Below are 17,638 nucleotides of genomic sequence, written 5' to 3' on the forward strand. Positions count from 1 at the left end.
TGTTCATCCGATAGAGGTGGTCGCCCCGACGTCGAGGCGACCACCGGTGTCCTAGTACGAGCGGGGCAGGCCGAGCGAATGCTGGGCCACGAAGTTCAGGATCATCTCGCGACTCACCGGGGCGATGCGCGCGATGCGGGCGGCCTGCAGCATGGCCGCCAGGCCGACCTCGCGGGTCAGGCCCGAACCACCGTGGGTCTGGATCGACTGGTCGAGCGCCTTGATGCTGGCCTCGGCGGCCGCGTACTTGGCCATGTTCGCGGCCTCGGCGGCACCGAATTCGTCGCCGGTGTCGTAGAGGGTCGCGGCCTTCTGCATCATCAGCTTGGCCAGTTCCAGCTCGATCTTGACCTGCGCGAGTGGATGCGAAATGCCCTGGTGCGCACCGATCGGCGTCTTCCAGACGGTGCGCTCCTTGGCGTACTCGACGGCGCGGTCGATGGCGTAGCGGCCGAGGCCGACCGCCATGGCCGAGCCCATGATGCGCTCGGGGTTCAGGCCGGCGAACAGCTGGGCCAGCGCCGCGTCCTCGGAGCCGACGAGGGCGTCGGCGGGCAGGCGCACATCGTCGAAGAACAGCGTGAACTGGTTGTCCGGCTCGACGATGTCCATCTCCTGGACGTTCTTCACCAGTCCGGGCGCGTCGGTCGGCACGATGAACAGGGCGGGCTTGAGCTTGCCGGTCTTGTGGTCCTCGGTGCGCGAGACCACCAGGATCGCCTCGGCCTGATCGACGCCGGAGATGAAGATCTTGCGGCCGTTGAGTATCCAGTCGCCACCGTCGCGGCGGGCCGTGGTGGTGATCTGGTGCGAGTTGGAGCCCGCGTCGGGCTCGGTGATGCCGAAGACCATCTTGGCCGAGCCGTCGGAGAGCCTGGGCAGCCAGGACTGCTTCTGCGCGTCGGTGCCGTACTTGGTGATGATGGTGCCGCAGATGGCCGGCGAGACCACCATCAGCAGCAGGCCCGCGCCCTGGGCGGAGAGCTCCTCCATCACCAGCGCCAGCTCGTACATGCCCGCGCCACCGCCGCCGTACTCCTCGGGCAGGTTCACGCCGAGGAAGCCGAGCTTGCCCGCCTCGTCCCACAGTTCGGTGAGCGGCTCGTTCTTGCGCGAGAGCGGCAGCACGTAGTCGCGGTAGTTGTACTTGGCGGCCAGCGAAGCGACCGCCGCCCGCAACGCCTTCTGCTCTTCGGTTTCTATGAAGCTCATGCCTGCTCCTGCTCTTCTTCCTCGACCACGGCGAGGACGGTTCCGACCTCGACCTGCTGGCCGACGGTCACGTTCAAGGCGCTGAGAATGCCGGTGGCCGGCGCGGCGATGGTGTGCTCCATCTTCATCGCCTCCAGCCACAGAATGGGCTGACCCTGCTTGACCTGGTCGCCTTCGGCGGCACCGAGGCGGATGACGCTGCCGGGCATCGGTGCGAGCAGCGAACCGGCCGCGACCTGCTCGGACGGGTCGGTGAAACGCGGCAACCGGCGCACGGCCACCGGGCCGAGCGGGGAGTCGACCGCGACGAGGTCGCCGTAGCGGGCGATCTCGAACTGCCTGCGCACCGGGCCGCGTTCACCCGGCACCGCGAGGACGACGCGATCGGGCGCCGCCGAGATCAGCTCGAGCCCGTCGTGGCCCTCCACCGTCACGCCGGAGCGGGTGTGGCGATAGCGCACCTCGTGGGTGCCGGAGGTCCGACTCTCGTAGGACTTGGTCTGCGGCAGCGAGGCCAGGTTGCGCCAGCCGTTGGGCGCCAGGCGGGTGAACCGGCTGGCGGCGTGGTTGGCGGCCGAATCGGCCAGTGCGGCAGCGACAATCGACAGTGCCTCGTCGGATTCCGAAGCCAGCGGCGCCGAGAGCGCGGCCAGGTCGTGGGTGACGAAGAAGGCGGTGTCGGTGTCACCGGCCAGGAAGGCCGGATGGCGCAGCACGCGCACCAGCAGGTCGCGGTTGGTCACCAGGCCGTGGATCTTGGCCCGCTGCAGCGCGGTGGCGAGCAGATGCGCTGCCTCGGCACGGGTTTCGGCGTAGGAGATGACCTTGGCCAGCATCGGGTCGTAGTGCACGCCGACCACCGAATCGTCGACGACGCCGGTGTCGAGGCGCACGCCGGGCTGATCGAGCACGGTGAATTCACCGGTGGTGAACGGGATCTCGATCTTGTGTACCGGTCCGCTCTGCGGCTGCCAGTCGTGGGACGGGTCCTCGGCGTAGAGGCGGACCTCGATCGAATGACCGCGCAGCGCGGGCTGGGTCGCGGGCAGCGGCAGGCCGGAAGCCACCTGCAACTGCAGGCGGACCAGGTCGAGGCCGGTGGTCTGCTCGGTGACCGGATGTTCCACCTGCAGGCGGGTGTTCATCTCCAGGAAGAAGAACTCACCCTTCTCGTCGGCCAGGAACTCGACCGTGCCCGCACCCTCGTAGCCGATCGCCTCGGCGGCCAGGCGAGCCGCCTCGAACAGGCGGTCGCGCATGCCGTCGATCTTCTCGACCAGCGGCGAGGGCGCTTCCTCGACGACCTTCTGATGCCTGCGCTGAATCGAGCACTCACGCTCGCCGACCGCCCAGGTCTTGCCGAAGGTGTCCGACATGACCTGCACTTCGATGTGGCGCCCGGTCTCGAGGTAGCGCTCACAGAACACGGTCGGATCGCCGAAGGCCGACTCGGCCTCGCGCCGGGCCGCCGCGATCTGGTCCTGCAGCTCACCGAGCTCGCGCACGACGCGCATGCCGCGACCGCCACCACCGGCGGAGGCCTTGATGAGCACGGGCAGGTGCGCTTCGGTGACCTCGGCCGGATCGAGCTCGGCGAGCACGGGCACACCGGCGGCATCCATCATCTTCTTGGACTCGACCTTGGAGCCCATCTGCTCGATCGCCGCGACCGGCGGACCGATCCACACCAGACCGGCGTCGAGCACGGAACGCGCGAATTCGGCGTTCTCGGAGAGGAATCCGTAGCCCGGGTGGATCGCGTCGGCACCGGCGGCCAGCGCCGCCTCGATGATCAGCTCACCGCGCAGGTAGGTCTCGGCGGGGGTGTTGCCTGGCAGGCGGATGGCCGCGTCGGCCTCGGACACGTGCGGTGCCGAAGCATCTGCGTCCGAGTAGACGGCCGTCGTGCCGATACCCATCCGACGACAGGTGGCGAACACGCGCCGCGCGATCTCACCGCGGTTGGCGACAAGAACATTCGTAATGGCCATGTTGTCGCGCCTCACATTCGGAAGACGCCGAAGCCCTCGGCGCCCTGGATCGGTGCGTTGTGGATGGCCGACAGGGCCATTCCCAGCACGGTGCGGGTGTCACGGGGGTCGATGATGCCGTCGTCGAAGAGCCTGCCCGACAGGAACATCGGCATGGCCTCGGCCTCGATCTGCGCTTCGACCATCGCCGCCAGTCCGGCTGCCGCCTCTTCGTCGAAGGGCAGACCCTTCGCCTCGGCCGCGCCGCGCTGCACGATGGTGAGCACGCCGCCCAGCTGCGCGCCGCCCATCACGGCGGATTTCGCGCTCGGCCAGGCGAACAGGAACCGCGGATTGAACGCGCGCCCACACATGCCGTAGTGCCCGGCGCCGTAGGAGGCGCCGACCAGCAGCGAGATGTGCGGCACCTTGGAGTTGGCGACCGCGTTGATCATCATCGCGCCGTGCTTGATGATGCCGCCGTGCTCGTACTCCTTGCCGACCATGTAGCCGGTGGTGTTGTGCAGGAACAGCAGTGGGGTGTTCTTCTTGTTGGCCAGCTGGATGAACTGGGTGGCCTTCTGCGATTCCTCGGAGAACAGCACGCCGCGCGCGTTCGCCAGGATGCCGATCGGGAAGCCGTTGATCTCGGCCCAGCCGGTGACCAGGCTCGAGCCGTAGAGCGGCTTGAACTCGTCGAAGTCCGAACCGTCGACGACGCGGGCGATCACCTCGCGCGGGTCGAACGGGATCTTCAGGTCCGAGGGCACGATGCCGAGCAGTTCCTCGGGATCGTAGAGCGGCGAGATGACCTCGGCGCGCGGCTCGGGGCCCTGCTTCTTCCAGTTCAGGCGGCGCACGATGCCGCGGCCGATGCGGATGGCGTCCTGCTCGTCGGCGGCCATGTAGTCGGCCAGACCCGAAGTGCGCGCGTGCATCTCGGCGCCACCGAGGGTCTCGTCGTCGGAGTCCTCACCGGTGGCCATCTTCACCAGCGGCGGGCCGGCCAGGAAGACCTTCGCGCCCTCCTTGACCATCACCACGTAGTCCGACATGCCGGGGATGTAGGCACCACCGGCCGTCGAGTTGCCGAAAACCAGTGAGATGGTGGGGATTCCGGCAGCCGAAGCCTGGGTGAGGTCGCGGAACATCGCGCCACCCGGGATGAACACTTCCTTCTGCGTGGGCAGATCGGCGCCACCGGACTCGACCAGCGAGATCACCGGCAAGCGGTTCTCCCGCACGATGTCGTTGATCCGCAACGTCTTCCGCAGCGTCCACGGGTTGGAAGTGCCACCACGCACGGTGGGATCCGGCGCGACGATCATGCACTCGACACCCTCGACGATGCCGATCCCGGCGATGGTCGACGCACCGACATGGAAGTCACTGCCCCAGGCCGCGAGCGGGCACAGCTCCAGGAACGGCGAGTCCTCATCCAGCAGCAGTTCGATGCGCTCTCGCGCGGTCAGCTTGCCCCGCTTGTGATGCCGGGCCACTTTCTCGGGCCCGCCACCGGCGATGGCCTTGGCGAATTCGCCCTCGATCTCGGCGAGCTTGGTCGACATGGCTTCGGCGGCCGCACCGTACTCGGGCGAGGCGGTGTCGAGCGTGGAACGGAAGGTCGTCACGACTGGTACCCCAATACTTTCGACGCCAGCATGGTCAGGATCTCGTTGGTGCCGCCACCGATGCCGATGATGCGGATGTCGCGGTAGATGCGCTCCACCTCGGACTCGCGCATGTAACCCATCCCGCCGTGCAGCTGAACCGCCTGGTTGGCAACCCATTCCACGGTTTCGACGGCGGTGTTCTTGGCGAAGCAGACCTCGGCGATCAGGCCCTGCTCGCCGTTCTCCACGCGCTCGACCAGCGAGCGGGTGTACACCCGGGACAGGTCGATACGGCGGGCCATCTCGGTGAGCGTCATCTGCACCGACTGGCGGCTGATCAGCGGGCGGCCGAAGGTCTCGCGGTTGCGGGTCCACTCGAGGGTGAGGTCGAGGGCGCGCTGGGCCATCGAGTACGCCTGCACGGCGAGGCCGACCCGCTCGCTGACGAACGCGTTGGCGATCTGGGCGAAGCCGGAATTCTCCGCGCCGACCAGGTTCGAAACAGGCACCCGCACATCGGTGAACGACAGCTCACCGGTGTCCGAGGCCAGCCAGCCCATCTTCTCCAGCTTGCGAGTCACCTCGAAACCCGGAGTGTCGGTGGGCACGATGATCAGCGAGACACCGGCCGCGCCGGGCCCGCCGGTGCGCACCGCGGTGACGATGAAGTCCGCGCGGCAGGCCGAGGTGATGAAGGTCTTGGCGCCGTTGATGATGAAGTCGTCGCCGTCGCGCACCGCCGAGGTGGTGAGGTGACCGACATCGGAGCCGCCGCCGGGCTCGGTGATGGCCAGCGAGCCGATCAGGTCACCGGCCAGGGTGGGCTTGACCCACTTCTCGATCTGTTCCTGATTGCCCGAGGCGATGATGTGCGGCAACGAGATTCCGCAGGTGAACAGCGAAGCCCACAGGCCGCCGGAGGCGCCCGCGTAGTGCAGCTCCTCGCTGAGCACCACACCGTCGATCGGCGAACCGCCTTCGCCACCGGCGAATTCGGGGTACTCGATGCCGAGCAGGCCGAGTTCGCCCGCCTTCTTGTGCAGTTCACGCGGGATCAGGCCCTCACGCTCCCAGCTGTCGAGATCGGGCAGGATCTCCCGCTCGACGAACCCGCGCACGGTGGCGCGCAGCTCTTTTCGCTCCGGTGTTTCCCAAACAGACGTCATGCGAGCAGCTCCGTCGGCAGATCGAGGTGGCGGGAGCGCAGCCATTCGCCGAGCCCCTTGGCCTGCGGGTCGAAACGTGCCTGGTAGGCGACGCCCTTGCCGAGCAGGCCGGAGATGATGAAGTTGACCGCGCGCAGATTGGGCAGCACGTGGCGGGTGACGGTGAGTTCGGCCGTCTCGGGCAGGAGTTCCTGGAGCTTCTCGACCGTGAGGGTGTGCACCAACCACCGCCATTGCTGGTCGGTGCGCACCCAGACGCCGATATTGGCGTCCCCGCCCTTGTCGCCGCTGCGGGCAAGAGCGATCGAGCCGAGCGGGACTCGGCGGGTCTCGGAAGGCGGCGGGGCCGCGGGCAGCTCCGGTTCGGAGACCGGTTCGAGCACAACGGTTTCCGTGGCGGGCGCGATGTCGACGCGGGTGCCGTCGGCCAGCACGGCGACGTGCGGCACCTCGTGCGCGTCGACGAAGCCGGGGGTGAACACACCGTAGGGCGCGCCGTTGCCGGGCAGCGTGGTGAAGCTCGCGCCCGGGTAGCTGGCCAGCGCGAGTTCCACGGCGACACTGGAGAATCCGCGGCCGACCTTGTTCGGATCGGGATCGCGCACCACACAGCGCAGCAGCGCGCTGGCCTGCTCCTCGGTGTCGGCGTCGGGACGGTCGAGGCGCGCCAGCGTCCAGCTGAGTTCGGCGGGCTTGACGGTCAGCCACGCTTCCAGCTGACGCTGGGCCAGCGCGGCCTTGGCCTCGATGTCGAGGCCGGTGAGGATGAATTCCATCTCGTTGCGGAAACCGCCGAGGGTGTTGAGCGAGACCTTGAGCTGCGGCGGCGGGGCCTCCCCGGTCACACCGCTGATCAGCACCCGGTCCCTACCCTCCTGGCTGACGGCGATGCTGTCGAGGCGGGTGGTGACATCGGGTCCGGCGTAGCGCGCGCCCTGGATCTCGTACATGAGCTGGGCTTCGACCGTGTCCACGGTGACCGTGCCGCCGGTGCCGTCGTGCTTGGTGATGACGCTGGACCCGTCGCGGCGGATCTCGGCGATCGGGAAGCCGGGGCGACCGATGTCGCCGAGTTCGGTGAAGAAGGCGAAGTTGCCGCCGGTGGCCTGGGTGCTGCACTCGATCACGTGCCCGGCGACCACGGCTCCGGCGAGCGCGTCGTAATCGGTTCGCGCCCAACCGAAGTGGGCGGCGGCGGGGCCGACGATCACCGAGGCGTCGGTGACCCGGCCGGTGACGACGATGTCGGCGCCGGAGTTCAGGCACTCGACGATGCCCCACGCGCCCAGGTAGGCATTGGCGGTGAGCGGCTGGCCGAGGTCGAGCTCGGCGGCCCGGCCGACCAGGTCGTCACCCTCGACATGGGCGATCTTGGCGTCCAGACCGAGATCGGCGGCCACCTTGCGCAGCCGCTCGGCCAGCCCGGCCGGATTGAGCCCACCCGCATTGGTGACGATCTGCACGTTCCGCTCGAGCGCGAGACCGAGACAGTCCTCGATCTGCTTCACGAACGTCTTGGCGTAGCCGAGGCTGGGGTCCTTCATCCGGTCGCGGCCCAGGATCAGCATGGTCAGCTCGGCGAGGTAGTCACCGGTGAGCACGTCGAGCTGCCCACCCTCGAGCATCTCGCGCATCGCGCTCAGCCGGTCACCGTAGAACCCGGAACAGTTGCCGATCCTGATCAGGTCCGGATCAGCGGAGAGTGCACTCATGCGACCCAGGATCACACCGCTTCAGAAAAAAAGCAAGCATGCGTGCTTGTTAATCGCCCTCGACGGCTACTACGACCGCTGCGCCATCGGCCGCAGGCCACACGTGTCGGCGAAGCCCTCCGACTCGATGCCGAGCGCGACATTGCCGCGGGTGGTCAGGTTCGCGAACCCGATCACACTGCTCAGCTCGATCACCGCGGCGGCGCCCAGCTGGTCGCGCAGACGGGCGACCAGCTCGTCGGTGACCGTCAGAGGGGTCTGACTCATCGCCTCGGCGAATTCGAGGACATCACGCTCGAGCGGTGTGAACACCTCGGACTCGCGCCAGCGCGGGATCTGCTGCGCCTTGTCCATGTCGAGACCTCGGTTGAAGGCCATGAAGTAGTTGAAGTCGAGACACCACGAGCAGCCGATCAGCGACGCGACCGCCATGTGGGCATACGACTTCAGCGCCTCGTCGCAGCTGTCCCACTTCTGCACCTTGCGGCCGTAGCCCATCGAGGCCTTCAGCACCGGCTGGTTGTGCCACATCACGCCCAACGACTCCGGCACCTTGCCGAACATGCGCGCACTCATCTTCTTCACGATGGCGCCGAACAGGCCGTCGATCCGGGCCGGGGGAATTCGGGTGGTCATGGCTCCTCCTGGGAGTGGTGTCGGATGGTTTCACCATGTAGACGCCGACCAGCCGCGATCTGTGACAAATCGCCATGACAGCATGGAACCGACCCGCGCCCGCAACGAAAGTGAAGCCACAATGTCGTCCTCGACCGCCGTGATCCTGATGTTCGCCCTCACCGGGTTCCTGTTGGGCGGGGCCTTCACGACCTGGAAGAACAATCGGCAGATGTCGATCGCCCTGCTCGTCGCCGCCGGGCTCGCCGCCCTCGGTGCGGTGCTCTGGCTGCAGTAGTCAGCTGGTGCTGAGCTTGTAGATCCGGACGTCCTCGGGGACGCCGTTGAGGGGTGCCGCCCAGAAGTTGCGTTTGTACGGCTTGACGGTGACGCCGAGTTCCTCGAGTGTCTCCGGGCGCAGGGCGGCCAGGGTGGTGCTCGACAGCATCGTGTTGCCGTTGCCGCCTGCCTCCATCATCCTGGCGGCGATGTTGACGTCGACGCCGAGCCAGTCGCCACCGATCTCGCGCGGGGTGCCGGTGTGCAGGCCCACGCGCATGCGCGGGCGATAGCCGTCGACCTCCACCTCGGCGAGGTTGCGGCGGGCCGCCAGCGCGGCGCGCACGGCGCGATCCGGCGAGGAGAACACCGCCATCAGGCCGTCGCCCATCCGTTTGACCACCTGACCGCCCCGCTCGGCGATCGGCGGCTCGATGGCCTTGGCGACCTGCCGCAGCAGGTTCAGGGTGCGCTCGTCGCCCGCCGCGAGCGACCAGCTCGAGAACGCCACCAGATCGGTGAACACGATGGTCACCGGCTCGGTACCGCGCACGCGCCCGATCCGCTCCAGCGCCGCCTGCCAGACCTGCAACGCGCCGAAACCGATCTCCCTGGCCGCGCTGGGCGTGCCACCGGCGAACTTGTCCGCCGCCCTGGCCACCGCGCGAGCGCCACCGGGGCCGGAGACCGACAGCGGATCGCCGAAGGCCGGGTCACCGGGCAGCTGCTGGCGGGCCTTGCGCAGGGCGCCGATCACGTCGGCACGCCGGTTGGCCGCCTGCAGTTTCGAGGAGAACTGAACGCGCCGACGACCGGGGCGCGCATCGGCATCACCGGACGCGCGGTCGTCCTGTTCACCAACGATCGGCTCCAACGGGATCACCACCTCCGCCGCGGCATCGCGCCGCCGCGGATCGCTCCCGCCAGAAGGCGTATCACTCACGCCCCGAGACTATCTCACCCAACGACGACCGCCGGTCCGCTGCGTCACGAGCAGCGGACCGGCGGTCGTTACCTTCGGCTACCGGGCAGCGGAAGCCGAAGGGGCGGATCAGGCGACCTCCCGACAAGGTCGCCGACCCTGGCAACCCGGGCTCTTGCGAGGGCAACCCGGGCAAGCAGTTGTCAGGCGTCGCGGCGGTTGACCACCACGAGCGCACCGGCGAACACGATCGCCACGAAGGCGGCGAAGTAGATCAGGCTGCCCCACACGCCCCAGTGCCAGTTGCCGGACACCTCGTCGACGGTCAGGAAGCGGTTCATGTTGGCGAACGGCAGGAACGGGGTGACCGCCCGGCCGAAGCTGCCGAACGCGCCGAGCAGGCTCTCGATGACCAGCGGCCACAGCACGATCAGCGAAATGGCCGCGGCCGACTGCCGGACCAGCACACCGACACCGATCGCCAGCACCACACCGAGCAGGGCGTAGATCGGAATGCTGTAGATCTCGCGCCAGTTGCCCTCGAGCACCAGGCCGGGGGCGTCGTCACCGACGATCAGCTTGGCCACCACGAAGGCGACCAGCGCCAGCACACCCGTCAGCAGCGCGGCGTACACGCCGACCAGACCGGCCTTGGAGACGACCACCTTCGACCGCTTCGGCACCGCGAGGAAGCTGGCCCGGATGACGCCGAAGCGATATTCGCTGGTCACCGTGAGCGCGGCCATGATCATCAGGACCATCACGCCGAACGCGGTCACGCCGGAGGCGGCCACGCCGGGGGTCAGCGGCGGCGGCCCCTGTCCCGGCTCGGCGTCGATGTTGGTGATCAGCGACATCAGCACGGCCAGGCCGATGCTGAGCGCGATCACGACCGCCGAGCACCACCAGGGTGAGCGGGTCGAGGTGAGTTTGATTCGTTCCGCGGCGAGCACTCCCATCAGAGCGCACCTCCCATCACCTGGTCGAAGCCCGCGCCGTGGTACTCCACCGCGCCGCCGGTCATTCGCATGAACGCCTCTTCGAGGGAGGCCTGCTGTGGCGCCAGCTCGTAGAGCGTGACGCTGTTCGTCCCGGCCACCTTGCCGACCTCGTCGCTGGTCACGCCGGCCACGATCAGCGCGGAATCGCCCTCTTCGCGCACGGTCATGCCGTGCGAGGTGAGCAGACTGCGCAGCTGGTCGAGCTGGGGACTGCGGACGCGGACCGACTGCTCGGACGCGCGGTCGATGAAGTCCTTGGTGGTGGTGTCGGCGATGAGCTGACCCCGGCCGATCACGATCAGATGCTCGGCGGTCTGGGCCATCTCCGAGAGCAGGTGGCTCGACACGAGCACCGTGCGGCCCTCGGCGGCCAGCCGCTGCATGAAGCGGCGGATCCAGAGGATGCCCTCGGGATCGAGGCCGTTGACCGGCTCGTCGAACAGCAGCACCTTCGGGTCACCGAGCAGCGCACCGGCCAGGCCGAGCCGCTGGGACATGCCGAGGGAGAAGCCGCCCGCGTTCTTGCCGGCCACCTCCGACAGACCGACCAGGCGCAACACCTCGTCGACCCGGGACTTGGGCAGGTCGTTGGACACGGCCAGCCATTCCAGGTGGGCGCGCGCCGATCGGTTCGGATGCACCCACTTGGCGTCGAGCAGCGCGCCGACCTCGGTCAGCGGGCGCTCCAGATCCTGGTAGCGCTTGCCGTCGATCAGCGCGGTGCCCGAGGTGGGCTGATCCAATCCGAGGATCATCCGCATGGTGGTGGATTTGCCCGCACCGTTGGGGCCGAGGAACCCGGTCACCTGTCCTGGATGGACGGTGAACGAGAGGTCCTGCACCGCGACGGTCTGGCCGAATTGCTTCGTCAGGCCCTTCAGCTCGATCATGCGTCCCAGCTTGCCGCATGATCGGTCACGGACGCGTCGCCGTGAGGTAGCGAGTTGGGTCATCCTCGAGGATGACCCCGACCCCGAGACGGGACTAGCGGCCTGGGGACGAAGCCTGAGCCCAGAAGCGCTTGGGGATGCGCCCGGCCCGCCTGGCCAGGTATCCGGCCCGCACGGCGGCGGCCATCGACTCGGCCATGAGCTCGGGTTCGCGGGCCCTGGTCACCGCGGTAGCCAGCAGGACTGCCGAGCAGCCGAGTTCCATGGCAAGGGCGGCGTCGCTCGCGGTGCCGATGCCGGCGTCGAGGATCACCGGGACGCCTGCCTCGGCCACGATCATCTCGATGTTGTGCGGGTTGCCGATCCCGAGGCCGGTGCCGATGGGCGCGCCGAGCGGCATGACCGCGGCGCAGCCCGCGTCTTCGAGCCGACGGGCCAGCACGGGGTCGTCGTTGGTGTAGGGCAGGACGACGAAACCGTCGTCGACGAGCTGTTCGGCGGCGTCGAGCAGCTCGATCGGATCGGGCAGCAGGGTGCGCTCGTCGGCGACGACCTCGAGCTTGACCCAGTGCGTGTCCAGCGCCTCGCGGGCCAGGCGCGCGGTGAGCACCGCTTCGGCGGCGGTGCGACAGCCCGCGGTGTTGGGCAGCGGGGTGATGTCGAGCCGCTTGAGCAGATCGAGCACGCCGGTGCCGCCCGCCGCGTCGACCCGGCGCATCGCGACCGTGGTCAGCTCGGTGCCCGAGGCGATGAGCGCCTGTTCGAGCACGGCGAGATTCTCGGCGCCGCCGGTGCCCATGATCAGGCGCGAGCCGAACTCCTTGTCCGCGATGCGCAGCGGCTCAGCCACCCTGGACCGCCGTCAGCACCTCGATGGTCCAGCCGCGCGCGACGGGCTCGTCCCAGCGCGATTTCGGGAAGACCGCGCCGTCGATCGCCAGGGCCACCCCCTGGCACGGCAGTTCGAGCCTGGTCAGCAGGTCACGAACACTGAGCGGCTCGGCGAACTCGTGGTCGACACCGTTGACGGTGACGCCGATCGGAATGGTCGAGGTCATCGGACTCCTCCTGGGGATGACGACAGCACAGACGTCGAAAAACGTTGGGGCGAGGCCGCTTCGGCGTACTCGGGAACCTCGCCGTCGAGCAGCCGCGGGACGGTGACGGCGGTGAGCGCGAGGGTCAGCATGCCGTTGCGGCCGTGGCCGGTGGCCGCGACGACCCGGTCGTCGAGTGCGCCGAGCAGCGGCAGGTTGTCGGGGGTGCCGGGCCGCGAGCCCGCGCCCGCCTCGGCCAGTTCGTATTCGCCGATGCCGGGCAGCACGGTCTCGGCGTCGGCGATCAGGTCGCGGACCCCGCCGACGGTGACCGTGGTGTCGAACCCGGCCTCGTATTGTGTTGCGCCGATGACGATTCCGTCCGCGCGCGGCACCAGGTACACCTGCCTGCCGTGCACCCGCGCGCGGATCACCCGGCTCGGCGGCGCGCTCACGCCCGGCCGGTGCCGCAGCCGGAGGATCTCGCCCTTCACCGGCCGCACCGGCAGGCCAGGCCACAGCTCGGCGGAGCGGGCGCCCGCGGCGAGCACGACGCGATCGTGCGGCAGATCATCCAGTGCGGCAACAGCTTCGGCGCGAATCTCGACACCCGTCGCGGCGCAGGCGGCTTCGAGGGCGCGCAGCACCCGCCGGTTGTCGATCGCCGGTTCGGTGGTGGCGAGCAGGCCGGCGCGCACGGTGCGGGCCAGCGTGGGTTCCAGCGCGCGCACCCCGGCGCGATCGAGCACCGACAGATCGTGGCCGAACCCGGCCAGCCAGTCCGCGACCGTGCGCAGATCGGCGGCATCGGCGCCGTCGAGCGCGACGGTCAGGGTCTGCTCGGCGACGAACACCGATTCGCCCGATATCGCGCGCAGCCGTTCGGCGAAGGCGGGCCACTCGGCGAGCGCGGCCGCGCCGAAGGCGAGCACCCGGTCCTCACCGGGCCAGCCCTCCGACAGCGGCGCGAGCATGCCACCGGCGACGAAGGACGCGCCGGAACCGGGCGCCGGATCGAACACGGTGACCGTCCAGCCCGCCTCGGCGGCGCGCCACGCGACGGCGAGTCCGACGGCGCCGCCGCCAACGACCGCCAGAGTTCGCATCACGTTCCACCTGTCTTTTTCCGCCTGTCGAGCGCCACGGCGTTCGCGTCTCCACGGTAGCGCGACTACCGTCGACACCGTGCAGCCCTCCCATCCGAATCGATCCGTCCCGCCCAGGGAGCGCCTGTCGACCGCACTGCTGTATCTGTGCACCGACGCGCGCCGGGACAAGGGCGATCTGGCCAGGTTCGTCGATGCCGCGCTCGCGGGTGGCGTCGACATCGTCCAGCTCCGTGACAAGGGTTCGCCCGGCGAGGCCGAGTTCGGCCCGCTCGAGGCGAAGGCCGAGCTCGGCGCGCTGGCCGAGATCAAGGCCGCGACCCGCAGGCACGGCGCGCTCCTCGCGGTGAACGACCGCGCCGACATCGCGCTGGCCGCGGGCGCCGACGTCCTGCACCTCGGCCAGGGTGACCTGCCGCCCGCCTACGCGCGGCGCATCCTCGGCCCCGACGTGGTGATCGGCCGCTCGACCCACAACCGCAACCAGGCCGGTCTGGCCGCCATCGACGGCCACCTCGACTACTTCTGCACCGGCCCGATCTGGACCACCCCGACCAAGCCGGGCCGCCAGGCCGCGGGCGTCGACCTGATCCGCTCCACCGCCGACGCCCACCCGACCCTGCCGTGGTTCGCCATCGGCGGGATCGACACCGAACGCCTCCCCGAGGTCCTCGCCGCGGGTGCGCGCCGCGTCGTGGTGGTGCGTGCGATCACCGACGCCGCCGACCCCGAGGCCGCGGCGCGCGAGCTCAAAGAGGCCCTGCTCGCCGGTGCCGAACCGCGCTGACCTCGGCCCGGCTCTTCGGGTCGGGTAGCCAGGCGCGGTGCGGACCGCGTCGGCCCGAGGCAGCCGCCCGGCGGGGTGCGGGCAGATGTCGGCAGCCGACGGCTCGATGCGGACGTTCAGGCCAGCAGATCGGCTCGCCGCACGCTGAGCCCGTCGGGCGTCTCAGTGTCGACGACCACCTCGGCGCCGGGCCCGGTCGCCAGGGTGTGCAACCAGTAGAACCCCTGGTCGGCGAGGTCGACGGTGCGTGGCAGTGCCGCGGCGAGCTCCTCGTGGTCGGCTTCGAGGCGCACGCGCAGCGGCACCGCGCGCAGGCCGACCCACGACTGCGCGAACCCCGGGTGCAGCGGCAGGTCGGCGACCTCGTCCTCGGGCACCCAGGCCAGCTCGCAGCTCTCCTTGTTCGCGACCGTCGCCAGCGGGTGCTCGGCGTCGGCCACGACCGTGGTGTAGGTCCAGCCGCTGGGCGCGGTCATCGTCAGCCGTTGGGCGCGCACGCGCAGGGCGGCGGCGGTGATGCCCGCCTCCTCCTCGGCCTCCCTGACCGCAGCGTGCTCGGCCGTCTCGTGCGAGTCCCTGGCGCCACCGGGCAGGGCCCAGGTTCCACCCTGATGACTCCACAGCGCCCGGTGCTGCAACAGCACCGCGGACCCACCGCTGGGCAGCGGCGCGCGCAGCAACAGCCCCGCCGCACCGAACCTGCCCCAGTGCCGAACACCGTCCGGGCTCTTCGACCACCCGTCTCCGTCACCGCGCATCCAATACTCTTTCCTCCGAGCAGCCGAGCAGCAACCGTCTCGGGGGTGTCTGAGGGGCTGCGCCACCGGTAGGACCACAATAAACTCCGCACCAGTACGGGTGCGCGGACAGCACGGGGAGGTGAACAATGGGCGAACCGGGAAACCGCGACGCCTCGACCGAGGTGGCTGCCGTGCGTCCGCGCCCGTCGTCGCAGGCCAGGACGGGTGCGGAGGGCACCGATCCGGCCGCGTCCAAGCCGTTGACCGGGCGTCGAATGCCCTTGCGTCGACCGGCCATCGTCGTCGACCGACCGCCCGCTCCCGACGTCAAAGCGTTGCGCGCCCAGTTCGCCCCGGCCCGGTTGCGCGGGTTCGCGCACTCGTCGCCAGGCCGTCTGGTCGCCGCCGGACTGGTGCTCATGGCGCTGTGTGTGGCCGCGGGCGCGGTGACTTCGACGACCGTCAGCGATCGCCAGCAAGCTCTCGGCGTACTGCTCGACGACACCGAACCCGACGCGCACTCGGCCAACCACCTCTACACCTCGCTGTCCATCGCCGACGCCGCCGCGGGCACCGCCTTCATCGCGGGTGGCCTCGAACCCGCCGCCGTGCGCGACCGCTACACCCAGGCGATCGGCGAGGCCGCGGCCGAACTGGTGACCCAGGCTGGTCACATCTCCGCCGAGGAGGCCGGCGACCCCGCGGGCACCGATCGTGCGCTGCGCACCGGCATCGCCACCGGCCTGCCCGTCTACACCGGGCTGATCGAGACCGCGCGCGCCAACAATCGCAACGGCTACCCGGTCGGCGCGGCCTATCTCAGCGAGGCCTCGCATCAGATGCAGACCTCCCTGCTGCCGATGGCCGAGGAACTGGAGAACCACCGGTTCGACGCGGTCACCGCGGCCCAGCACCGGCACGTGCAGCCACCGTGGACCGCGATCGTGCTGCTGGTCCTGGCGCTGGCGGCGCTGATCTGGGTGCAGGTGGAGCTGGCGCGCCGATCGCGGCGGGTGTTCAACATGGGCCTGCTGCTCGGTACCACCGCGCTGGCGCTGACCCTGCTGTGGACGGTGGCGGCGGGTTCGGTGTCGGCGATGTCGATGATCCGCGGCCGCGATCAAGGCGTGGTCCCCGCCGCCCGGCTGGCCGAGAGCCGCATCCTGGTGCAGCAGGCCAGGTCGGCGGAGATGGTGAAACTGGTGCGCCGCGACGCCTCCGGTGACTACGACCGCACCTTCGACATGAACGCCACCCGGCTCACCGAACTGCTCGACGGCTACCCCGGCAACGCACCGGCGCGCGACGAGGTCGCCGCGGCCCGCGCCGCGCTCACCCGCTGGCAGTCGGCGCATCAGCGGATGAACGACACCCTGGCTCACGGTGATTTCACCGGCGCGGCCGCCGTCGCCACCGGACCCGGCGCGGCCGATTCCGCCGCCCAGGTCACCGCGCTGGACCGGGCACTCGACGAGGCAGGCGCGGCGACGCGGAACACGTTGCGGTCCAAGGTCTCCCAGGCCATCGATGTCCTGGCCTTCCTCGCGCCGGGCGCCTTCGTGCTCGGCATCGCGGCGGCCGTCTGCGTCGGGCTCGGACTGTGGCCGCGGCTGCGGGAGTACCGGTGAGGCGCGGGCGCGTCCTCGGGGCGCTGCTGCTGGTCGGCGCCGGACTGCTCGGCGGCTGCTCCGACAGCACGACCGCGCCCACCCAGCGCGGTATCTATTCCGAACCGCCGTTGCCCGCCAAGGCGATTCCGATCGGCACCGACACTCCCGTGCCGGTCGCCGACGACCGGCAGTGCGGCGATCCAACGGCCAGCCTGCGGCCGAGCACCTCCGGCGGGCCGACCGTCGAGGCGATCCGCGCGCGCGGCAGGCTGATCGTCGGGCTCGACGCGGGCAGCAACCTGTTCAGCTTCCGCGACCCGCTCACCGGGCGCATCGTCGGCTTCGACGCCGACATCGCCAGGGAGATCGCCCGCGATCTCCTCGGTGACCCCGATCTGATCGAATACCGCAGTCTCGCTTCGGAAGAGCGCGAGCCCGCGTTGATGGACCACACCGTCGACCTGATCGCCAAGACCATGACGATCACCTGCGAGCGACGCGAGCGGGTCGCGTTCTCCACCGTCTACCTGCGGGCCGATCAGCGGGTGCTGGCGATGAAGGACTCCGGCATCGATGGCCTGGCCGATCTGGCGGGCAAGCGGGTGTGCGTGGTGCGCGGCACCACCTCGCTCGACCACATCCGCCGCGACCAGCCCGCCGCCACCATCCTGACCGTGCCGACCTGGGCGGACTGCCTGGTGGTGCTGCAGCAACGGCAGGTCGACGCGGTGAGCACCGACGACTCGATCCTGGCCGGTCTGGCCGCCCAGGACCCCTACACCGAGGTGGTCGGCGAGAGCATCAGCTCCGAGCCCTACGGCATCGGCATCCCCAAGGGCGACGACGACCTGGTCCGCTTCGTCAACGCCACCCTGGATCGCATCCGCACCGACGGCACCTGGGTCCGCATCCACAATCGCTGGCTGTCCACCCTCGACCCGACGCCGACCCCACCCGCACCGAAGTACCAGGACTGAC

The 17,638-nt window shown here is 69.7% G+C and carries 17 protein-coding genes; 4 read left to right on the forward strand and 13 right to left on the reverse strand.

The window, feature by feature from the left end; all coding sequences use genetic code 11:
• Positions 1–51 precede the first annotated feature (51 nt).
• From ACFVVM_RS15880 to ACFVVM_RS15905, 6 genes are all read right to left on the reverse strand, one after another.
• Positions 52–1,212, reverse strand: coding sequence for an acyl-CoA dehydrogenase family protein (locus tag ACFVVM_RS15880; protein ID WP_387618067.1), 1,161 nt, complete (start codon positions 1,210–1,212; stop codon positions 52–54).
• Complete coding sequence (locus tag ACFVVM_RS15885) at positions 1,209–3,203, reverse strand: acetyl/propionyl/methylcrotonyl-CoA carboxylase subunit alpha (RefSeq protein ID WP_387618069.1); 1,995 nt, start codon at positions 3,201–3,203, stop codon at positions 1,209–1,211. Before ACFVVM_RS15885 ends, ACFVVM_RS15880 begins: the two co-directional genes overlap by 4 nt.
• A gap of 11 nt (positions 3,204–3,214) precedes the next feature.
• Positions 3,215–4,813, reverse strand: a complete 1,599-nt coding sequence (locus ACFVVM_RS15890) for an acyl-CoA carboxylase subunit beta (RefSeq protein ID WP_387618071.1) — start codon at positions 4,811–4,813, stop codon at positions 3,215–3,217.
• Positions 4,810–5,961, reverse strand: coding sequence for an acyl-CoA dehydrogenase family protein (locus ACFVVM_RS15895; RefSeq protein ID WP_387618073.1), 1,152 nt, complete (start codon positions 5,959–5,961; stop codon positions 4,810–4,812). Before ACFVVM_RS15895 ends, ACFVVM_RS15890 begins: the two co-directional genes overlap by 4 nt.
• Complete coding sequence (locus ACFVVM_RS15900) at positions 5,958–7,673, reverse strand: acyclic terpene utilization AtuA family protein (RefSeq protein WP_387618075.1); 1,716 nt, start codon at positions 7,671–7,673, stop codon at positions 5,958–5,960. Before ACFVVM_RS15900 ends, ACFVVM_RS15895 begins: the two co-directional genes overlap by 4 nt.
• A 69-nt stretch (positions 7,674–7,742) precedes the next feature.
• The gene (locus ACFVVM_RS15905) at positions 7,743–8,309 is read right to left on the reverse strand and encodes a carboxymuconolactone decarboxylase family protein (RefSeq protein ID WP_387618077.1); all 567 of its coding nucleotides are present in this window, start codon (positions 8,307–8,309) and stop codon (positions 7,743–7,745) included.
• A 121-nt stretch (positions 8,310–8,430) separates the two neighbouring features.
• On the opposite strand from ACFVVM_RS15905, the gene ACFVVM_RS15910 reads away from it, so the two are divergent.
• The gene (locus ACFVVM_RS15910; protein ID WP_387618078.1) at positions 8,431–8,586 is read left to right on the forward strand and encodes a hypothetical protein; all 156 of its coding nucleotides are present in this window, start codon (positions 8,431–8,433) and stop codon (positions 8,584–8,586) included.
• Here the strand turns inward: ACFVVM_RS15910 and ACFVVM_RS15915 are convergent, their stop codons facing one another.
• The 6 genes from ACFVVM_RS15915 to thiO form a co-directional block, all read right to left on the reverse strand.
• Complete coding sequence (locus ACFVVM_RS15915) at positions 8,587–9,450, reverse strand: adenylate/guanylate cyclase domain-containing protein (protein WP_387619235.1); 864 nt, start codon at positions 9,448–9,450, stop codon at positions 8,587–8,589.
• A 242-nt stretch (positions 9,451–9,692) separates the two neighbouring features.
• Positions 9,693–10,448 carry an ABC transporter permease gene (locus ACFVVM_RS15920; protein WP_387618080.1) on the reverse strand — a complete coding sequence of 252 codons (756 nt, stop codon included), beginning with the start codon at positions 10,446–10,448 and terminating at the stop codon, positions 9,693–9,695.
• A complete protein-coding gene (locus ACFVVM_RS15925) occupies positions 10,448–11,380 on the reverse strand; it encodes an ATP-binding cassette domain-containing protein (RefSeq protein WP_387618081.1) in 933 nt (310 codons plus the stop codon). Before ACFVVM_RS15925 ends, ACFVVM_RS15920 begins: the two co-directional genes overlap by 1 nt.
• A 94-nt stretch (positions 11,381–11,474) precedes the next feature.
• Positions 11,475–12,230: a thiazole synthase gene (locus tag ACFVVM_RS15930; protein WP_387618083.1), complete on the reverse strand. Its 756-nt coding sequence runs from the start codon at positions 12,228–12,230 to the stop codon at positions 11,475–11,477.
• Positions 12,223–12,438, reverse strand: a complete 216-nt coding sequence (gene thiS / locus ACFVVM_RS15935) for a sulfur carrier protein ThiS (RefSeq protein ID WP_387618085.1) — start codon at positions 12,436–12,438, stop codon at positions 12,223–12,225. Before thiS ends, ACFVVM_RS15930 begins: the two co-directional genes overlap by 8 nt.
• On the reverse strand, positions 12,435–13,523 hold the full coding sequence (thiO, locus tag ACFVVM_RS15940) for a glycine oxidase ThiO (RefSeq protein ID WP_387618088.1): 1,089 nt from the start codon (positions 13,521–13,523) through the stop codon (positions 12,435–12,437). The genes thiS and thiO overlap by 4 nt, the downstream gene beginning before the upstream one ends.
• 79 nt (positions 13,524–13,602) lie before the next feature.
• Here thiO and thiE point away from each other — a divergent pair, with 79 nt between their 5' ends.
• Positions 13,603–14,310, forward strand: a complete 708-nt coding sequence (gene thiE, locus ACFVVM_RS15945; RefSeq protein ID WP_387618090.1) for a thiamine phosphate synthase — start codon at positions 13,603–13,605, stop codon at positions 14,308–14,310.
• A 116-nt stretch (positions 14,311–14,426) separates the two neighbouring features.
• Here the strand turns inward: thiE and ACFVVM_RS15950 are convergent, their stop codons facing one another.
• On the reverse strand, positions 14,427–15,068 hold the full coding sequence (locus ACFVVM_RS15950; protein ID WP_387618092.1) for an NUDIX domain-containing protein: 642 nt from the start codon (positions 15,066–15,068) through the stop codon (positions 14,427–14,429).
• Between the two features lie 128 nt (positions 15,069–15,196).
• Between ACFVVM_RS15950 and ACFVVM_RS15955 the strand changes: the two genes are divergently transcribed.
• Together ACFVVM_RS15955 and ACFVVM_RS15960 are read left to right on the forward strand one after the other, a co-directional pair.
• A complete protein-coding gene (locus ACFVVM_RS15955) occupies positions 15,197–16,678 on the forward strand; it encodes a hypothetical protein (protein WP_387618095.1) in 1,482 nt (493 codons plus the stop codon).
• Positions 16,675–17,637: a glutamate ABC transporter substrate-binding protein gene (locus tag ACFVVM_RS15960; protein WP_387618097.1), complete on the forward strand. Its 963-nt coding sequence runs from the start codon at positions 16,675–16,677 to the stop codon at positions 17,635–17,637. The genes ACFVVM_RS15955 and ACFVVM_RS15960 overlap by 4 nt, the downstream gene beginning before the upstream one ends.
• The last annotated feature ends 1 nt before the right edge of the window (position 17,638 follow it).

The organism is Nocardia sp. NPDC058176, from assembly GCF_042883805.1.
In the GTDB taxonomy this organism is placed as follows: domain Bacteria; phylum Actinomycetota; class Actinomycetes; order Mycobacteriales; family Mycobacteriaceae; genus Nocardia.

Coding starts and splice junctions, on each gene's coding strand:
- ACFVVM_RS15920 (WP_387618080.1), bottom strand. CDS start 10,448: ATGGGAGTGCTCGCCGCGGAACGAATCAAACTCACCTCGACCCGCTCA.
- thiS (WP_387618085.1), bottom strand. CDS start 12,438: ATGACCTCGACCATTCCGATCGGCGTCACCGTCAACGGTGTCGACCAC.
- ACFVVM_RS15950 (WP_387618092.1), bottom strand. CDS start 15,068: ATGCGCGGTGACGGAGACGGGTGGTCGAAGAGCCCGGACGGTGTTCGG.
- ACFVVM_RS15905 (WP_387618077.1), bottom strand. CDS start 8,309: ATGACCACCCGAATTCCCCCGGCCCGGATCGACGGCCTGTTCGGCGCC.
- ACFVVM_RS15910 (WP_387618078.1), top strand. CDS start 8,431: ATGTCGTCCTCGACCGCCGTGATCCTGATGTTCGCCCTCACCGGGTTC.
- ACFVVM_RS15900 (WP_387618075.1), bottom strand. CDS start 7,673: ATGAGTGCACTCTCCGCTGATCCGGACCTGATCAGGATCGGCAACTGT.
- ACFVVM_RS15885 (WP_387618069.1), bottom strand. CDS start 3,203: ATGGCCATTACGAATGTTCTTGTCGCCAACCGCGGTGAGATCGCGCGG.
- ACFVVM_RS15925 (WP_387618081.1), bottom strand. CDS start 11,380: ATGATCGAGCTGAAGGGCCTGACGAAGCAATTCGGCCAGACCGTCGCG.
- ACFVVM_RS15895 (WP_387618073.1), bottom strand. CDS start 5,961: ATGACGTCTGTTTGGGAAACACCGGAGCGAAAAGAGCTGCGCGCCACC.
- ACFVVM_RS15955 (WP_387618095.1), top strand. CDS start 15,197: ATGGGCGAACCGGGAAACCGCGACGCCTCGACCGAGGTGGCTGCCGTG.
- ACFVVM_RS15880 (WP_387618067.1), bottom strand. CDS start 1,212: ATGAGCTTCATAGAAACCGAAGAGCAGAAGGCGTTGCGGGCGGCGGTC.
- thiO (WP_387618088.1), bottom strand. CDS start 13,523: ATGCGAACTCTGGCGGTCGTTGGCGGCGGCGCCGTCGGACTCGCCGTC.